General features: G+C 40.1%; 15 protein-coding genes. 9 read left to right on the forward strand and 6 right to left on the reverse strand.

All coding sequences use genetic code 11. The features are described 5' to 3' along the window. Positions 1–3: 3 nt before the first annotated feature. The 5 genes from I3259_RS01780 to I3259_RS01800 form a co-directional block, all read right to left on the reverse strand. A complete protein-coding gene (locus I3259_RS01780; protein ID WP_238028054.1) occupies positions 4–960 on the reverse strand; it encodes an NAD(P)-dependent oxidoreductase in 957 nt (318 codons plus the stop codon). Then, the gene (locus I3259_RS01785) at positions 957–2,195 is read right to left on the reverse strand and encodes an O-antigen ligase family protein (RefSeq protein WP_238028055.1); all 1,239 of its coding nucleotides are present in this window, start codon (positions 2,193–2,195) and stop codon (positions 957–959) included. Before I3259_RS01785 ends, I3259_RS01780 begins: the two co-directional genes overlap by 4 nt. 66 nt (positions 2,196–2,261) lie before the next feature. After that, positions 2,262–4,388 carry a polysaccharide biosynthesis tyrosine autokinase gene (locus tag I3259_RS01790; protein ID WP_238028056.1) on the reverse strand — a complete coding sequence of 709 codons (2,127 nt, stop codon included), beginning with the start codon at positions 4,386–4,388 and terminating at the stop codon, positions 2,262–2,264. Between the two features lie 21 nt (positions 4,389–4,409). Beyond that, complete coding sequence (locus I3259_RS01795) at positions 4,410–4,949, reverse strand: polysaccharide biosynthesis/export family protein (RefSeq protein WP_238028057.1); 540 nt, start codon at positions 4,947–4,949, stop codon at positions 4,410–4,412. Further along, entirely contained in the window at positions 4,946–6,139 is a 1,194-nt protein-coding gene (locus tag I3259_RS01800; RefSeq protein WP_238028058.1) for an outer membrane beta-barrel protein, read from the reverse strand. Before I3259_RS01800 ends, I3259_RS01795 begins: the two co-directional genes overlap by 4 nt. Positions 6,140–6,813: 674 nt before the next feature. On the opposite strand from I3259_RS01800, the gene I3259_RS01805 reads away from it, so the two are divergent. Next, the gene (locus tag I3259_RS01805) at positions 6,814–7,368 is read left to right on the forward strand and encodes a single-stranded DNA-binding protein (RefSeq protein ID WP_005371054.1); all 555 of its coding nucleotides are present in this window, start codon (positions 6,814–6,816) and stop codon (positions 7,366–7,368) included. 58 nt (positions 7,369–7,426) lie between these two features. Here the strand turns inward: I3259_RS01805 and I3259_RS01810 are convergent, their stop codons facing one another. Continuing rightward, entirely contained in the window at positions 7,427–8,308 is an 882-nt protein-coding gene (locus tag I3259_RS01810; RefSeq protein WP_238028059.1) for a LysR family transcriptional regulator, read from the reverse strand. A gap of 239 nt (positions 8,309–8,547) precedes the next feature. Here I3259_RS01810 and csrD point away from each other — a divergent pair, with 239 nt between their 5' ends. The 8 genes from csrD (at position 8,548) to I3259_RS01850 (ending at position 18,456) form a co-directional block, all read left to right on the forward strand. Then, the gene (gene csrD / locus I3259_RS01815; RefSeq protein WP_238028060.1) at positions 8,548–10,467 is read left to right on the forward strand and encodes an RNase E specificity factor CsrD; all 1,920 of its coding nucleotides are present in this window, start codon (positions 8,548–8,550) and stop codon (positions 10,465–10,467) included. Positions 10,468–10,637: 170 nt separating this feature from the next. Further along, entirely contained in the window at positions 10,638–12,113 is a 1,476-nt protein-coding gene (locus I3259_RS01820) for an MSHA biogenesis protein MshI (RefSeq protein ID WP_238028061.1), read from the forward strand. Beyond that, complete coding sequence (pilO, locus tag I3259_RS01825) at positions 12,110–12,745, forward strand: type 4a pilus biogenesis protein PilO (RefSeq protein WP_238028062.1); 636 nt, start codon at positions 12,110–12,112, stop codon at positions 12,743–12,745. The genes I3259_RS01820 and pilO overlap by 4 nt, the downstream gene beginning before the upstream one ends. Next, on the forward strand, positions 12,738–13,064 hold the full coding sequence (locus tag I3259_RS01830) for an MSHA biogenesis protein MshK (protein WP_238028063.1): 327 nt from the start codon (positions 12,738–12,740) through the stop codon (positions 13,062–13,064). Before pilO ends, I3259_RS01830 begins: the two co-directional genes overlap by 8 nt. 11 nt (positions 13,065–13,075) lie before the next feature. Beyond that, the gene (mshL, locus tag I3259_RS01835) at positions 13,076–14,722 is read left to right on the forward strand and encodes a pilus (MSHA type) biogenesis protein MshL (RefSeq protein ID WP_238028064.1); all 1,647 of its coding nucleotides are present in this window, start codon (positions 13,076–13,078) and stop codon (positions 14,720–14,722) included. 3 nt (positions 14,723–14,725) lie between these two features. Beyond that, complete coding sequence (locus I3259_RS01840; protein ID WP_238028065.1) at positions 14,726–15,574, forward strand: AAA family ATPase; 849 nt, start codon at positions 14,726–14,728, stop codon at positions 15,572–15,574. After that, positions 15,571–16,740, forward strand: coding sequence for a tetratricopeptide repeat protein (locus I3259_RS01845; protein ID WP_238028066.1), 1,170 nt, complete (start codon positions 15,571–15,573; stop codon positions 16,738–16,740). The genes I3259_RS01840 and I3259_RS01845 overlap by 4 nt, the downstream gene beginning before the upstream one ends. Positions 16,741–16,743: 3 nt before the next feature. Beyond that, positions 16,744–18,456 (forward strand): type II/IV secretion system protein, encoded by a 1,713-nt coding sequence (locus tag I3259_RS01850; RefSeq protein WP_238028067.1) that lies wholly within the window; start codon positions 16,744–16,746, stop codon positions 18,454–18,456. Positions 18,457–18,464: the final 8 nt, after the last annotated feature.

Genomic DNA, 18,464 nt, shown 5'->3' on the forward strand with positions numbered 1-18,464 from the left:
TAATTAGTCGAACTTACCGTCAGTGTCTTTCGACCAACGCGCTAATGCGGTTTGAAGATTACCGGGTAATTCAATGTGATTTTTAACTAACCAGCCAGGGTAAACATTGGTTGAGCGGATTAGCTTCATGACGCGATCTGGGTGAATACCTATGTTTAGGAAGTTTACCAATTGCAGTAATTTAGCAGCCCCGAGCACGACAAATTTTGGCACCATGTACACTTTCACATCGGGGAAGTGTTCAGCTTTAAAGGCTTCGATGATTTGCTCTAAGGTATAACGATCAGGGTATGCGCCGTTAAATAACTCAAAGTTATTGTCTGTTGCACGCGCTGTTTCAATCGCAAAGATCAGATCTTCTACATAGATACAGGCTTTAATCGTGTCTTTACGACCAGGATAAACAAAGAAGCCTTTACGCATCATTGCCGCAAGGCGAGTAAAGTTTCCGCCTTCACCTGGGCCAAATACCACGGCTGGACGAACAATAGTAAGTAGATGCTTACTATTACGTTCAAGCCATGCTTTATGGATTTGTTCCGCTAACATTTTCGAGTAGCCATAGGCTGAGTTTGGCGTTAATGGGCTATTTTCATCTTTTTGTTCTTCACCTGGACCGTATGGCGAAATTGAACTGGTAAAGACGATTTCTTGAATATTATTACGCTCAGCAAACTGACAAACGTTATTCGCTCCTGCAATATTGGTCTCGTAATACTCGTGAGTAGGATGCCCTGGTGTGGTGTGAACCGCAGCGAAGTTGTAGATACAATCGATAGGTTCATCAATCACTAAACCATCGAGATTTCTAACGTCATGGTTAATGTAAGTAACTTCATTGTGACGCACTTTAGGCTCTCGAATATCAATCGAATAAACTTTTACGCCTTCAGCAATAAATTTCTTGATGTAATGGGAAGCAATGAAGCCGGAACCACCAAAAATAGCCACTGTTTTCATGAAATATTACCTTTTTTATTTAATTGTTTTGCTTTTTGAGCACTACTTTCGAGCGCAATCCAGCAATAACAAAACATGACATGTGCGAGGGTGAATTGGGCAAACCAGTCGACTTCAAGCACACTTCTTGATATGAAAAATACAAAGTACGCAACGGGAATAAAATCACTTTTTTGAAAGTGTCCGCAGGCAATTAAGCGAATGTTATAAAGCAGTCGTGCCAGTATCAAAAGGTAGATTATGAGACCGACATAGCCGAAATGTACCGTCCAATGGACAAACATATTATGAAAGTTAAATCCTACCCCTGGTGGCACTAAACCAATCTTCCATACCGCTTCGCCGATCGGATTTCCAATCTGGAATATAGCATCATAACCAGCTCCTAAAATGGGCGCTTGAGCAATGGCTTTATCGCCCTCAGCCCAAATTAGTGTTCGGCTGGTTAAGGTAGGATCTTTCCCGATTTCAACCATAAAGTGGTTAAATTCTGGAGTGCCAAAGATGATATAGACGAAAACGATAACGCACAGTGCGAGTAAATAAAGCAGATTAACGGTCGCTTTTTGTGCGCGTTGAGTGATCGCTAAATTAGAGAAATGATATAAACAAAAGCACGCGAAAATCGAGCCAAAAGACGTCACCGTTGCGCCCAGTGATTTGGCTTTTAACAGTACAGCAATGGAAAAGAGTATTGATAGCAGACCAATGATCTTTTCGACTTTATTTTTAGCGAGGGTGTAAAACAAGCCAAATCCCACAAAAAAACCAATCGAAGCGGTTTGTGCTAAAAAGTTTTTACTACCAAGATAGCCAATTAATACGGTTTCTCCTGTCATGCCATTCGTCTCTACACGGTGAGAGACCAAGCTAAGCGCCATAATAATAATCACGCTGCATGATAAGCCGACAAAGAACTGTTCTTTTTTGATGTTATAGACAACGGCAATACCTATCACCGTTGTTAAAATAAACTGTATTGCTGAACGTAATGTTGCTTCTGGATATTGTGACCATAATACAGAGAGTAAAGCCAATATCGGATAGACCATCACTATCCAGTTATATTGGATACCTAACAATGTGCGGTGCAGGTGGAATATAATAACGCTGCCACCGACAAGGATAAATAATAGGGCGGCTACCGAACCTAGAAAAGTATTCCAAACCAGTGCTGAGGTGATGAGGAAAGAAGCGGTGATCCCTATGGCAGTATCTTTTTTAATTTCAAGCATGGTTATTATTTAAAGCGAACGAATAACTGAGAGTTAGTCGCTCGCTAAACCTTTTTAAAAGAGCGGTTACATCACTTTATTGAGCACAACGGCATCAATATTGATTTCATATGCACTGAACTTATGTATTGCTTGCTCGATATCATTACGTTTGGTTTTATTGGCAGCCACAGTTAAGAGCGTCACATCTGATGCTTTTGCCACAATTAATGCATCGCTACTCATAAGACTTGCAGGTGTATCGATAATGATCTTATCAACATGCTGTTTTAGCTCATCAAGTATGGCGTTAAAACGCGGTGATGACAGTAGTTCTTGGGGATCGGAAACAGGCTCTCCAGCAGGAATGATAAGCAAATTATCGAGGTTAGGTTTCGTCATAACATCATTGATAGAAAGCGTATTATTGAGCAGTTCACTTAATCCTTTAGGTGTTGACAGAGCCGTTCCACGGTTATGAAGATCAACATGGATCAATGCCACTTTCTCAGTTTGTGCTAATGATTGTGCAAGATTAACCGCAAGCGTGGTTTTACCTTCATTCGCTAATGCTGAAGTGATCATCACGATACGTTGATCTGGGGTTAATGCTAAATTTAATGCCGTTCTTATGTTACGGATCCCTTCAAAGAAAGCGGCTTTTTCTTTGATATGTAGTGTTTGTTCATCAATAGGATGTTTCTTTTTCGCTAAACGTTTTATAAATGGGAGATCACCTAATGAAAAAAGTGGGAAGTAACGTTCAAACTCTTCTGAAGATTCAACGGTAGTATCGAAGAACTGGATCGCAAAAAGCAGACAGAGTGCTAAGCCAAAGCCAATAATGCCTGCAATCAATACATTCTTTTTAATATTAGGGCCTGACGGGTAAGCCTTTAATGCATAGTCTGTAAAGTGGGCAATAGAATCTTTGTAGTTATCTGTCGCAAGTGTTTCTTTTTGGCGGTCAAGAAATGCTTGAAGTAGGCGCTTATTGGTATCCACTTCTTGTTTAAGAGACTGATAATGTAGCTTCTTAACAGCTAGCGACTGGAATTCTTCTTTCTTCTTGTTAATTTCAGCGCTGAGCTCTCGTTCTTGGCGCTCATTACTTTCCAGTTCTTTATGAACGCCTTCGACTAAGCGTTTAAGCATGCGATCTTTACGCGCACGTATGGTTTTTAGTTGAGACTCCGCTTCTAACATTTTTTCATGTTTAGGGCCGTAACGTTTTGATAGCTCAGCAACCACATTTTCAGCGTCAGTTTCAGCGTTAGTGATATCACGAATTTGTGGGTGATTTGAGATCTCACTGATTGAATCTATTTGATTGTAGCTAAGGTGATGATTGCCTCTTAATGTAGTGTAAAGAGACTCTGTTTGTACGCGTTTGTCCGTAATTGCCGCTAACCGATTGGTTAAGTTAATCAATTCACTATTGGCTAGTTCATCAACCGCAATCGTATTAATTAATTTTTCTTTGGCTAGGTAATCGGTGAGTTTTTTCTCTGAATCATTAAGCTGAGTTTTCAATTCGGTTAAACGAGAGGTTAACCACTTCGAGGCTTTTTTATTGGTTTCTTCGTTTATATCGACATAATAATTAATGTAAGCCTGACCCACAGCGTTGGCGATATTAGCCGCTAAAGTAGGATCTTTAGAGGTGTAAGTCACCATCACTAATTGAGTTTTATCAATAGGTGTGATCAGTAAATTTTTAGCAAAAATCTGTAATGCTTTTAATTGTGCTGGTGTGGTATGAGTTAAACTATCATTAACACTGACACTACCATCAGAAGGCTGCTTTAAATCAATCAGCCATTGCTTAATTTTGGCTTTTATTGAATCGTGGTGTGATGTATCAATCCCCATAAAATCGGCATTATGAGTGAGATCTAAATTATCGATCACTTTTGTGGCAATGACATTGGAACGTAGTAACGCATATTGCGTAGCATAAAATTCTTTTTGCGTAGGATCGTAATTGGGTAAATTTTGAAGTGAAATAGGTTTCGGTGGTGTTGCATCAATCATTAATGTTGAGGTTGCCGAATAAGAATTTGTGGATAACGGCGACTTCAAAAAGGCTAATGTACAGAAAACCACGGTCAGTAACACAATCCATAACCAATTACTTTTGATGCGATTAAAATATTTAGAGAAATTAATCGTTTCGTCTTTTACTACCAACTCTTCTGGTGATTTGAATAACATATTAATTTAACTCAATAAAAATTAGAAAAAGCTTTGTCCGACAACAATAATGTCGCCAGGTTGAATTTCCATATTCACACTGGCATCGTCAGTTTTTAATTTATTGTTAGCATCTTTTATGGTGATGTCATCAGTATCTGCGCGATCGGTAAAACCGCCCGCGAGCGCAACGGCTTTTTCTACACTTAGATTAGGTTGATATTCATAACCACCCGGTCTTCTTACTTCACCTCCAACATAAATTTGTTTGAAGTTCAGCAGGTTTACCATGACTTGAGGATTGAGTAAGTAATCCCCCTTTAACCCTTGTGTGATTGCATCTTTAACTTGCGCTAAGGTGCGACCTTTTACTGTGATAGCACCCAGGTAAGGGTAATTAATTTGACCACTTTCAGGAACAAGGATTTCATCAAACGATAAATTGTCCTCGCCATAAACTTTTATTTGGATCTTATCACCGGGGGAGAGTTGGTAATGTGTCGTATCAATTTGTGCCGCATAAACATGGGGAACAAAAGCAAATAAAAACAAGCAGAAGTACGCTTTTAATTTATTTCTCATAGTGAATCCAATTTAAAATTAGCAGAAAAGTAGACAATATTTTGGTCGTAATCATTAATAGGGACTGTGGAGATATTGCTCTCTTTTGTCCATCCAGTAACAAAGGTTAAATAATTTCTAAAGACATACCCGATAGAAGCTTCATAACCAGTGGTTTTATCTGTTCGAAGACCATTGGTATATTCGTCGGTTAAGTAGTTTGCCTTAAGTTCGCTGTACAAGCGGTTAAGCCAAAAGTGTTTCCATGAAAAATCGTAATAGGTTTCTTTGCGGTAATCGTTTTTAGCGTCAGGATCCAGTACTTCTCGTTTTGTCTCTAGCCGAAATGTTGAACGTTTTACTGGTGACCATGCGAAGTCGCCTCGCCATGTTAAGCCACTAAACGTTGGACGATCAGCTTGAGTAAAGCTTTTATTTTGCCAGCCAAGCATCAGTGAACCGTTGGTATCTTTGTTGATCCCTAGTTTGGTACCAAGAAAGAAATAACTGGTGTTGTTATCGAGTGTACTGCCTTCAAAACGATTATATAGATAAGTACGGTCTTGATTTTCAACCCGAACAAAAAACTCACTGACATCAGATGGACGATAAGTAAATTGTCCTTCTAGTAATAAATCGTTGAAGTCATCAAAGCGGGTTGATGATAGATCTGCAGCTCCTGGTAAATTGCGATAGTTTTTGAAACGCTTGGTATTAAAACCTACTCCAAACTCCAATCGACCTCGCGCCCATTGCGCACCATAGATGTAATCTAACATGCCGTGTTGCGCATCGTATTTAACGGGTTCTGTGACATAAGGCAGCAGATCATCACGAATGTCTGCGCGACCATCATGAGATTGAATATATTGATATTTTAATTTTATTTTATTGCGCATTGTAAAATGCTGTTCAATATCTAGCTCTAAGTTCTGATCAATAAAATCATCTTGTTTACTGTTTAAGAACGTTGCTTTCTTGGCGTAGTAGGTAAGATCGTAAGTGTTAGTGCTTTTCTCTCCATTAAGAATAAATCCAGGAGTGAGTTCAACTACAGGTGACGAAATAGGATCTTTGGATACCTGAGTTATATTGTCATTGACTAAATATTTAGAGAAGACAAAAGGCGTGACCTTTACATGCATAGGGTTTGCCCAAACAGAAAAAGTCATACAACCAGAGAACAAGAGAAGTACTTTTTTTGCATGCATGTCTTTTTGATTCTCAGATTTTTGAAAGGTAAGATCTTAGAGCACTGATTAGATTGAATAGATTTTCATCAGATCAGTTTGATAATTTTTTTACGCTACCGCCCTTAGGTTAAAAGCTCCCAAAGTGCTTGTGTAGACAACGAAATAATAAAGAGTATTTATCTTTTAGGTAACGATTACAGCTAGACGCTAAGAAATAGCGACAGTTTGTAATTCTTGCTACGCTTTTCTACCCTTTGGTTACTATTTTGCTACAACCTTGAGATAAGAAATTCATTTTAGCTCTCAAAGTCAGAAGATAAATAATGGTAGTCGTAAAATCATAGCGTTACAAATTTCAGAGCATTCTTGAGGTGGATGTCATATCCGTTATTGATGCTTCAATTTAATCAATAACCCGCTTTTTTTCTGATTATTATGTTTTATAAAATCAATCATATCGAATAATTTCATAAAAGTGTCAGAAAAATGACAGTTCACATCGAAGTAACATTAAACCATATAGATTTAAGCGTTATTGTGGATGGATAACGAAATTGTGAGTTGAGATTTTATCGTTGAGTACTTGGGCTATGTAAAAATTCCATTGGCATGATAAACTGCGCGATTGAGTATAAACTTTCAATAAGCGGCTATTAGAAACCAATAGTACGCTATCAGATTTGGAGTGAACTATGGCCAGTCGTGGCGTAAATAAGGTTATCTTAGTCGGTAACTTAGGAAATGATCCTGAAGTTCGTTACATGCCAAATGGCGGTGCAGTAGCAAATATTACTATTGCGACATCAGAATCATGGCGTGATAAAAATACTGGCGAGCAGCGTGAAAAAACCGAATGGCACCGCGTTGCTTTATACGGAAAGTTAGCTGAAGTTGCAGGTGAGTACCTACGTAAAGGCTCTCAAGTATACATTGAAGGTCAATTACAGACTCGTAAGTGGCAGAACCAGCAAGGTCAAGATCAGTACACAACTGAAGTGGTTGTTCAAGGCTTTAACGGTACAATGCAAATGCTTGGTGGTCGTCAAAACCAAGGCGGTCAAGCGCAAATGGGTGGCCAACAGCAAAACAATAACTGGGGTCAGCCTCAGCAGCCAGCTTCAGCGCCAGCTCCTCAACAGAACTATGCGCCGCAGCAACAATCAGCGCCACAGCAACAGGCTCCTCAACAGCCTCAGCAACAGTACAATGAACCACCAATGGATTTTGACGACGATATTCCGTTCTGAGAAATCAATAGTTGAATATTAAGAAGCAGCGTTTAACGCTGCTTTTTTTATATGTTGATTATGATGAGTGATTTTTTTCTTTAATAAAATCAATGAAATGTTTTGTTTTTGTGTGTTGGTGACTCAGCTTAGGATAGTAGGCAAATGTTGTCTGCTTGGGGAGTTGTAATTGTGTTAATACTGGGATCAGCAAGCCATGGGCTAGCTCTCGTTGTATATTTTGTGGTGATGTTAGTATCAATCCCATATTTTCAACGGCACTGGCAATTAATATTTCTGGATTTGAAGTAATGAAGTTGCCTTGCAAACGTAGTGTTAAGCCATTATCGAAAACATATTCTTGGGTGTGATGTTGCTGATTTAATAGTAAACAATTATGTTGTGTAAGTTGTTCGGGGGATTCAAGAGGATCATGTTGCTCTAAGTAATCGGGGGAGGCATAAAACCTCGCATGATCAGAAAAAAGAGGCGTTGCGATATAGCTGGCAGAATTAAAATTATCGATTTCACTACAAATAATAATATCGAGGTTTAAATCCGGTAGTTGTCCTGATGTGAGGGTATGAAGGGCGATATTAATATTAGGATATCGCTGGCAAAACGTAGCAATAACATTAATTAAGAAATGACTACCGGTGGTTAATGGCGCGCCTATATGTAATGTGCCACTCATTTCTTTATTTGTTGCCGTGGTTTCTGTAATGAGTTGTTGCCAATGATCTAACAAAGTCAGACTTCGTTGAAAAAAAACATCTCCCGCATCGGTGAGTGATAAATGGCGTGTGGTACGTTTTAATAAAGGGACGCCAAGCTGCAGCTCTAACCATGATAAGCGTTTTGATAAAGCAGAGTTTGATATATCAAGATGTTTCGCAGCTTGAGAAAGCGATCCTTGCTGGATAACAGCGACAAAGCTTTTAGTACAGGTGATCCAGTCCATGGTGATAACCTTTCCTTGTTCCTTTCACGCATAATATGAGATTGATTGTTTCATTACGCGATACATTATGTTTTGCTCAATGTAACGTATCTCGTCAAATGAAAATAGCGTGTGACGGAATGATATTGTTGATGTGTTAACCTTAAAAAGAAAAACACGTCATAATGGTGCTCTACTATATAAGTTGTAGCTGATGATAGTAAGTCGATTTGAATAATAGCGTGTAGAGTTAGGATGTTATGAGAAAAGCCTCAGGGATGAAGTTAACCAATCGGTTAGTTGCTTTTGTTACAATGATCGTTATTTGTGCCATCTTCGTTATTTTTATCGGCGGTGCATTGAGTTTTCGTAAACTTGGTCAGGATTACTTAACCCATTATTTAAATGGTGTTGTCGAAGTGATTGATCAAGAGCTTTCAGATCCTCAAGGTGGTGCATCATTATCTCGCTGGCTACCTAAGCTTTTAAAATCAAGCAATGTGATAGCGCTAACGGTAACAAGTCCACATGGCGTGGTGTACGCTTATAAAGGTATGGAGTCTATTACTGATCCCAATATTCTGTATGACAGTGAATATCAACTTCAATTAAACCCTCAGTACAAAGTTACGATTGAATCTATTCCACCTTATGCTGAGTTTACTTATTCGCTCGGTGCGATGTCATTTATTAGTTTAGCACTCGGCATTGTTATTTTTGGTTTAGTGCAAGGTGTTCGGTGGTTAAAACTGCAATTACGGGGCTCTGAATTATTAGAAACCCGTGGACGAATGATTTTAGCCGGCAAGGTTGATGATTATGCAGTTGGCGATGATCATGAATGGCCTGGTACGGCAAGCCTAGCCATGGATCAATTAGTAAAAGAATTAAAAGATGCCCGCCAAGAGCGTAGCCGTTTTGATACCTTTATCCGTACTCATACCTTCCTTGATCAACTGACTGGCGCTGCTAATCGTGTTTTGTTCGATAGTCGCTTAAAGTCCATGTTACAAGAGCCTGATAATCAAGGCTCGGTGATCTTATTACGCTTGGCTGATTGGGATGAAGTGGTTGCTGAAGAGGGTAAGTTAATTGCTGATGAGTTTATCCAAGATGTCAGTATTATTCTGTCTAATTTTATTCAGCGCTTCCCTGACACTATGTTATCGCGTTACTACGACGCTGAATTCGCAATTTTGATCCCACAACAATCAGCAAAAGAAATTAAACTCTTCATTAATCAACTATTGAATGCGGTTGAACGATTGTCTCCGCCATTATCGGTGGAACGAGACAACTGGTGTCACATTGGCGTTACACACTTCCAAGGTGGTGAGCGTCGAGGTCGAATAATGGATGAAGCTGATATCGCATTACGCAGTTCGCTGTTACAAGGTTCAAATAGCTGGAATAGTTTTACTAAAGAAAGCCATTCTGAAGATGATCGAGGCAGTGTGCGTTGGCGAACGCTGTTTGATCGTGTTTTAACGCATGGTGGACCTTTGTTATATCAGCAACCTATTTTTAAAGCTTCTAATGATATTGCTATCAGTAGTGAAATTCTTGCGCGTATTAAAGATGAGCAAGGAGAGTTGATTAAAGCGTCACACTTTATGCCTGTTGTTAATCAAGTTGGATTTAATCAACGTTTTGATCGCGCTGTTATTAATCAGATCTTCACGTTATTAAAAAGAGAATTAACACCAGAAGTTTATTCAATAAATATTAGTGCTTATTCATTATTAGATAAATCTTTTACGAAATGGCTACTTAATGAATTATTACAAATGCCACGACCATTACTTAGTCATATAATATTTGAAGTATCAGAAAGCCAATTAGTCAAACACCTTGATGCTTTACGTCCTGTATTGAAAAAATTAGTGGGGCTTGGATGCAAATTAACGGTTGATCAGGCAGGACGAACAATAGTAAGCACTCACTATATCAAAGAGGTGAAAGTAAATTACCTTAAGTTACACCGAGGGCTTGTGAGAGATATTAATAAGCGACAAGAAAATCAGCTTTTTGTGAGAAGCATGTTAGGTGCCTGCGATAACTCTAATGTGCAAGTTATCGCTGTTGGGGTTGAAACTAATAAAGAATGGGAAATATTAAAACAATTGGGGGTTTCTGCGGGGCAAGGGCGTTTATTTGCGCAAGAAAAAATACTTTTATAAAAAATTAACTATTTGTTTTTTTTGAATAATTAAAAATATTGTTCGATTTATATCAATTAAGTGATGTTTATCAACAATTTTATAATATATCATTGGGGCGCTTGTTAACTGCTGTTAACCTTATCAACAAAAAGTATCATACAGGATGTATAGTCTTTTTCTGGTCGATTATGAAAAACGTATTCTCTAAACTTTTTCAGCGAGCGAGTTTTCAACCCTCTGCTGCTTTGGTTTTCTATTCCGACACGGTTGTCCTTGTCCAAGCGAAAACTGAACATTTTATTGTTGATCGTATGGGCGTCTCTAATGTCTCTGATTGGAGCGATGCTGCACGCAACTTGATTACGCAATACCAACTGTCAGGTACTGATTTAAAATTAGTACTAGGGCATGGTTTATATCAAAGTTTAGTGATTGATAAACCAGAAGTAAGTATTGATGAATTGCCTACAGCATTGCCATTCTTAGTCAAAGATTTAGTGAATGAGTCGCCGTCTGAATTAGTCGCAGATGGTTTTCCTGCGACAGCAAAAGATCGCTTACAAGTTTTTGTCGCATCAAAACAACTGATCACTCAGGTTGTTTTAGCATGTCATGATTGTGGTTGTCATGTCTCCGATATCACAACAGAAGATATTGCATGGAGTCGCTTTTCTGATCCTAACCGTAGTCAACTTATTCTTCATGCCGATGCTGATGGTAATTTGCAATTAACCGCATTTAATGAACAAATGTTGTGTTTTCAACGTCAATTACGTGGCTTTACTTTACCATTGTTTGATCACCAAGCGCTTGATGGCGGTAGTTTTCAGCTGGATAATTTAGCCCTTGAATTACAACGGTCATTAGATTTTATTAGTGCTCAACTGCGTAATAATCCAATTAGCCAGCTGATCATTAGTTGTGATAACGAAGATAATCAAGCCTTAGCTGATGAGTTAAATAAACGTTTAAATATCAATGTAGAAGCGATTCAAGAAGTAGATCCTTTACTTGATACTAATGCTGCACGTTTAGGCTGGGCGGCATTACAGCGACCTAAAGACGCGATTATTAATTTGTATTCTGACAATTTACTGCCAACAAAGCAGTGGATGACATTAAGCAATATTGTTGCGAGCTGGATAGCATTAATTGCAATTTTTGCAATATGGGCGGGTTGGAATACATGGCAGAACACGATTGAGCAAAAAAAATTAGCACAACAAACATCATTATTAAGTGCAGAGCAGCAAAAGCTTGATCATGCGCGAGTGCAAGTTGCGGCATTGCTGTCAGATCCATTAAAGGTAAATGAATCTCATGAGCTTGAAAAGGAACTAGCGGCAAAGCGTGCCACACTAAAAGTGATTGAAGAACATGATGATAGCTTAAAGGTTGGTTATGCTGGATTGTTACAGCAGTTAGCTGATGCAGCGAGTGGTGATATCTCTGTTCAACATATTTATGTTTCCGGCACATCGATGGATTTAAGTGGCCTTGCTCGTAATCCAGATGCGGTTCCTCGTTGGGTGGGAGCATTTAAAACTTATCCATCATTAGCCGAACGTCGTTTTCAAATGATGTCTTTAGGCCGTAATGATAAAAACGTAGTGACCTTTCAGCTACAAGCTGAGCGTAAAAGCATTAAGGGGAGCGAACAATGATCAAGTGGGATGAGCTGAGTCAGCGTTTTGCAGCTTTATCTGTTCGTGAACAATGGTTAATTGCGATCACAGGTTGGTTTGGCATCTTATTTATTGGCTATATGCTAATTATTGAGCCACAGATGGTGACCTCTCAAAGTGTTAAAACAGCCTTGGTCGATACCCAAAACGACATGATCACTGCGCAGAATCAATTGATTGTCGCGAATAGAAAATTACAGCAAGATCCGGATAAAGATATTGATCAAAAATTGGCACAATATCGGCAAGAAGATAAAGCATTACAACGGGTGCTAGAAGAAAAAATTGGTAGTTTGATCACGCCAGTTCAAATGGCTGGCTTATTAGAGCAAGTATTACGTCATAGCTCGGCATTAAAATTAGATGCAATGACGTCATTACCGTCATCGCAATTAGTGAGTGGTAATGAACAAGGATATTTTGTTCATCCTATTCGCTTAACATTCAAAGGACGTTACTTTGATGTGGTGAATTATCTCAATAAATTAGAAGCCCTACCCGTTAAATATTATTGGCGAAGCCTGAGTTATCAGGTTGATGAGTATCCATGGGCAAAGGTGGAGCTTGAAGTGTATACCTTAGGTGAAAGTAAGGACTTTATTGGTGGATAAGAAAATGACATGGATGGCAGCTTTACTTTTAAGTTTATGTGCTTTCGGTGCTCATGCTGCCCAAGATCCTACCGCACCACTAGGTTGGGTAGCGAGTAAAGCTCAAACAAGCCAAGCAAAGACACGATTGCCACAGTTACAAAGTATTATTTGTGATGGTAAGCAGTGTTCGGTGATTTTAAGTGGCCAAGTGGTCAGTCTTGGCGAACGCGTCAATGGCTACACTCTGACAAATGTTTCTGAAAGTAGTGTTACTTTAAGCCGTAGTGGCAAAAAGTGGCATTTGGCGTTATTTGCTGAAAATATACGAACGAATTAAGGTTAAATATTATGCGTCGAATTCTTCTAGGGATCACAATTGCATCCTTAGCTGGCTGTTCAACTAATATGGGACATCAAAATCCTGTTGAAGTGAAGAAGGCCTTAAATGAAGCTGCGAATGAAGCGAGTAGCCGTCCTTTAATGGAGCTACCTTCTGCGGTCAATGCTGATCTTATGCCATCACTTGATAGCAATATTAACCCTGCTAATTCTTCGTTAGAAAAGCGTTTTCGTGTTAATGCTAAAAATGTTGAAGCAAATGCTTTTTTTACCAGTTTAGTAAAAGGCACACCATTTAATATCGTTATTCATCCTGGTGTTACTGGTCGTATTACGATGAAATTAAATGATGTCACACTCGATGAAGTGCTCAATGTCGTGTCTGATATTTACGGTTATAGTACGACGCGTAAAGGGAATATTATTCAGGTTTTCCCTGCAACGTTACGGACTGAAGTGATCCCTGTTGATTATTTACAATTACAACGTAAAGGAAAGTCATTAACCTCAATTACCTCTGGCTCGATTGCTGATGGCGATAGTGACTCATCATCAGGTAATGATGACAATAGCAGTAACTCATCATCAGGCGGTGGTAACACCACAACGGGCGGTACAACGATTGAAACGACCTCTGACAGTGATTTTTGGGCACAGTTAGAGAAAGTTGTGAGTGGCATGATTGGCTCCGGTGATGGTCGAAATGTGATGGTATCACCGCAAGCGGGTTTAATTTCCGTACGCGCATTCCCTAATGAATTACGTGAAGTTAAAGAGTTCTTGGGTATGTCCCAACGTCGTCTAAAACGCCAAGTTGTACTTGAAGCGAAAATCATGGAAGTGACGCTCGATGATAGTTACCAACAAGGTATTGATTGGAATAACCTAACGCGCAGTATTGGTGGTACGAATATTGTGGTGAATGGTGTTGAAAATGCAGCAGATATTGTTGCAGGTGCATTACCCGGTGGTAATGCCATTTCAGATCTTTTAGGTGGTCAAACGAACGTTACTATTTCAGACGGTAACTTTAGTGCGGTGATGAGCTTCTTATCAACCCAAGGTGATTTGAATGTGCTTTCTAGCCCACGAGTGACGGCGGCGAATAACCAAAAAGCGGTGATCAAAGTGGGTGGTGATGAATACTTTGTGACAGACGTTTCAAGCAGTAACGTCTCTGGTGACAACAATAACGTTTCGCCTGATGTATCATTAACGCCGTTTTTCTCGGGTATTTCGTTAGATGTGACGCCACAGATTGACGATCAAGGTGGCGTTTTACTGCATGTCCATCCTTCTGTTGTTGATGTGCAGAATGAAACTAAAACAATTGAAGTTGGAAAGGATAACAAGTTAGTGCTACCACTGGCGAAGAGTACTATCCGTGAGTCTGATTCGATTATTCATGCCCGTACGGGTGACGTTGTGGTGATTGGTGGTTTGATGAAATCAAGCATTAATGATCAAGTGTCGAAAGTACCACTGCTAGGTGATATTCCAGGTCTTGGTAATTTATTCCGTCATATTAATAAAGTGCAGAAGAAAACCGAATTGGTGATCTTACTTAAACCAACTGTTGTGACTGACAATACTTGGAAGCAGGAAATTGATCGCTCTCGATCACTGATTAATGAATGGTTCCCTGAAGAAGGGTAAGCCATGTATCTCGAACACTTTGGTTTTAGTCAGCAACCTTTTGCTTTAACGCCTAATACCTCTCTTTTTCATGCGCTGCCATCACATATTGAAGCGATTCAAACCGTGTTGGCAGCACTACAAATGGGTGAAGGGATCACACAGGTATCAGGAGAGGTAGGAACGGGTAAAACCTTAGTGTGTCGTATGTTAATGACACAATTGCCAGCTCATTTTGATCTTGCTTACTTGCCGACACCAGCCTGCAGCGGAATTGAATTAAAGCGATCATTGGCAAAAGAATTAAGTTTGATACCCAATAGTGACCACGCTTTACTGACTGAACAAATTCAGGATGAATTAATCTCTCGTCGATTGAATGGACAATCGGTGGTGGTCTTACTCGATGAAGCGCAAGCGCTGTCGGATGATGCGCTAGAAGCGATTCGTTTATTAGGCAATTTAGAAACTGAACAAGAAAAATTATTACATATTGTTTTACTCGGGCAGCCAGAGCTTGATCAACGGTTAGCTCAGCATCAATTGCGTCAATTACGGCAACGGATCACTTTTCGTGCCGTACTAAGACCACTCACTTTGGCTGAAACTGTAGCTTATATTAAACATCGGCTTCATCAAGCCGGCTATACCGATATGGTGTTTAGTTTGCCGTTATGCCGTGCTATTTGGCATGCCAGTAGTGGGACGCCACGATTGATTAATCAACTATGTCATAAGTCCTTACTTGCTACTTTTTGTGAGCATAAATATATCGTTAGTAAAAAAGAAGTCCTCATGGCTATTCGGGATACCCTAGGTGCTAAACAACCTAAGTGGTCATTTCCCATATTGTGGGGATGGAGTCATTCATGAGTGAATTAAATCGCCGACTTAATGAGTTGAGCCAAGTAAAATTATCTTCAGCATCTCAGCAAGGCTCGCCATTACGCGCTGCAGAAATTGCGCCGTTACCCGTATCAGTATGGCCTAAATGGGTTACTGTGGGATGTTGTACAATGGCATTTGTCGGTATGGCTTGGTGGTTAAACCAGCCAGATAGTGTTGTTACTCCGGCAATGGCCCAAACAGAAATAGCCGCAGAGCCAATTGTTGATCAACCTGAAACGACGGAAGAGACGGTGTCAGTAAAACCGTTATCAACCATTGCAGTAAAAACGCCTATAGCGCTAGATAACACAGAAGATACTGCCGTTATAACGCATCATCCTGCCAAGAGTATTGATAAACCGGTTGCTATTGAGCTGGCTAATATGCCTGTTGCTCAAGAATCACTTGAAAGTGAAGACGAACAGAAAGAGTTACAAAGCTCTTATGATCAAGGTTATGAAAGTGGTTATGAAAAAGCATTGGCTGCGGTAAACCAAGAGCATAAAGCACAGCCAAAACCGCCTGCACCTAAACCTGTTAAAAGTGAGTTATCGATTCAAACGGTTTCTTTAACGCCGAATGAATTAGCACAAGTTGAATACTTAAATGCAGAGAAAGAATTAGAGCAGCAAAACAGCAAACAAGCGATTGTTCATTTAGAGTCTGCTTTAAATTATCGACCAGATTGGATCATGGCAAGGCAGCGTTTAGCGGCGTTGTATTATGGTCGAGGCAATGTGAGAGAGGCGATTGCGACGCTTGAAAAAGGCTTAGCAAAGCAACCCAATCAACCACAGTTGCGTTTAACACTGGCAAAATTATTGGTTAATGAAAATCAAAATGAAGCCGCATTAGCTGTGTTAAATGATAAAAGTGGCAGCATGGATACACAGTATTTAGCCATGCGTGGCGCATTAGCACAAAAACTCAATAACAATGCAACCGCACTTAATAGCTATCAACAGTTAGTGCGCTTAGCGTCATTTGATGGTCGCTGGTGGATGGGGTTAGCGATTGCTCAAGACCGTAGTGGTGATGCAAAAAATGCGCGTGTGTCTTATCAAAAAGCGTTACAGCTAGGTAATATTTCAGCGTCATCACAACAGTTTATTCAGCAGCGTTTAGTTGCACTAAAACCGCATAGGAGCTAGCCGATGCAAATTCGATTACGTAAACGCTTAGGCGATCTTCTGGTTGATGAAAACATCATTACACAGCAGCAACTTGAGCTGGCGCTAACCAAGCAGCAATCAACGGGTCGTAAGCTGGGTGATACCTTAATTAACATGGGTTTTTTAACTGAGCAGCAAATGCTTCAGTTTCTGGCGCGTCAACTTGATGTGCCATTGGTTGATTTAACCCGTGTAGAAGTTGATGTTGATAGTGTGGGGTTGTTAACGGAAGTTAATGCTCGCCGACTTCGTGCATTAGTATTAGGACGTCATGGTGATACTGTACGTGTTGCAATGAGCGATCCTGCGGATTTAGCCGCGCAAGAAGCCGTTTTTGATCAGCTAAGTCAATACCGTGTTGAGTTAGTGATAGCCCCTGAACGTCAATTATTGGCAGCGTTTGATCGTTATTATCGACGAACCCAAGAAATTGCGTCATTTGCGGAGCAATTAAAAGCGGAACACCAAGATCATCATACGTTCACTTTCGGCATGGAAGAGACGGATAATGAAGAAGTCACCGTTGTAAAACTGATCAACTCATTATTTGAAGATGCAGTACAAGTGGGCGCATCAGATATTCACATTGAGCCTGATGCTGATGTATTGCGTATCCGTCAGCGTATTGATGGTGTACTGCATGAGAACGTGATCAACGAAAGCAGCATTTCTTCTGCTTTAGTGCTAAGACTCAAGCTGATGAGTGGATTAGATATCTCCGAAAAACGTCTGCCGCAAGATGGACGTTTTAATATGATGGTACGTGATCACTCTGTCGATGTGCGTATTTCGACCATGCCAATTCAACACGGTGAATCGGTTGTAATGCGTTTGCTTGATCAATCAGCTGGAATATTAAGCCTAGATGAAATTGGTATGCCAGATGATATTGTGCAACGTTTTCGTCGTCAGCTTAAACGCCCTCATGGCATGTTACTTGTTACAGGCCCAACCGGTTCGGGTAAAACCACAACCTTATATGGCGCATTAAGTGAGCTAAACAAGCCTGGTAAAAAACTCATAACGGCAGAAGATCCGGTGGAATATCGTTTGCCTCGGGTTAACCAAGTACAAGTTAACAGTAAAATTGGTCTAACATTTTCATCTATCTTACGAACATTTTTACGTCAGGATCCTGATGTCATCTTAATTGGTGAGATGCGTGATCAGGAAACGGTCGAAATTGGTTTACGCTCAGCATTAACCGGTCACCTAGTATTATCGACGCTGCATACCAATGATGCCGTAGACAGTGCGCTGCGAATGATTGATATGGAAGCGCCGGGTTACTTAGTGGCGAGTGCGGTACGTGCTGTTTTAGCACAGCGATTAGTGCGTCGTATTTGCCCTGATTGTAGTGAAGATACAGTATTAGAAGCGGGACAAAAAGCATGGCTAGAAACCCGTTTTCCATTTTATAACAATCACGTGTTCCGTCGTGGTCGCGGTTGTCACAGTTGTAACTTTACCGGTTATAAAGGTCGTATCGGTGTGTTTGAATTGCTTGAGATGCGCCAAGATATGATGGATGCATTACGCCAAAATAATGCGGTGCTCTTTACTCAACTAGCGAGAAAGAGTGAAGGGTATAAACCGCTGGTAGAATCAGCGATGGATCTTGCTTTAGCGGGTAAGACAAGTGTTGATGAAGTACTGCTCCTTGGTGAAGGTGAAGTACTGGATGATCTTAACTAGTAGTAGAG

The sequence above is a fragment of the Photobacterium sp. Ph5 genome (assembly GCF_022129445.1).
Classification (GTDB): domain Bacteria; phylum Pseudomonadota; class Gammaproteobacteria; order Enterobacterales; family Vibrionaceae; genus Photobacterium.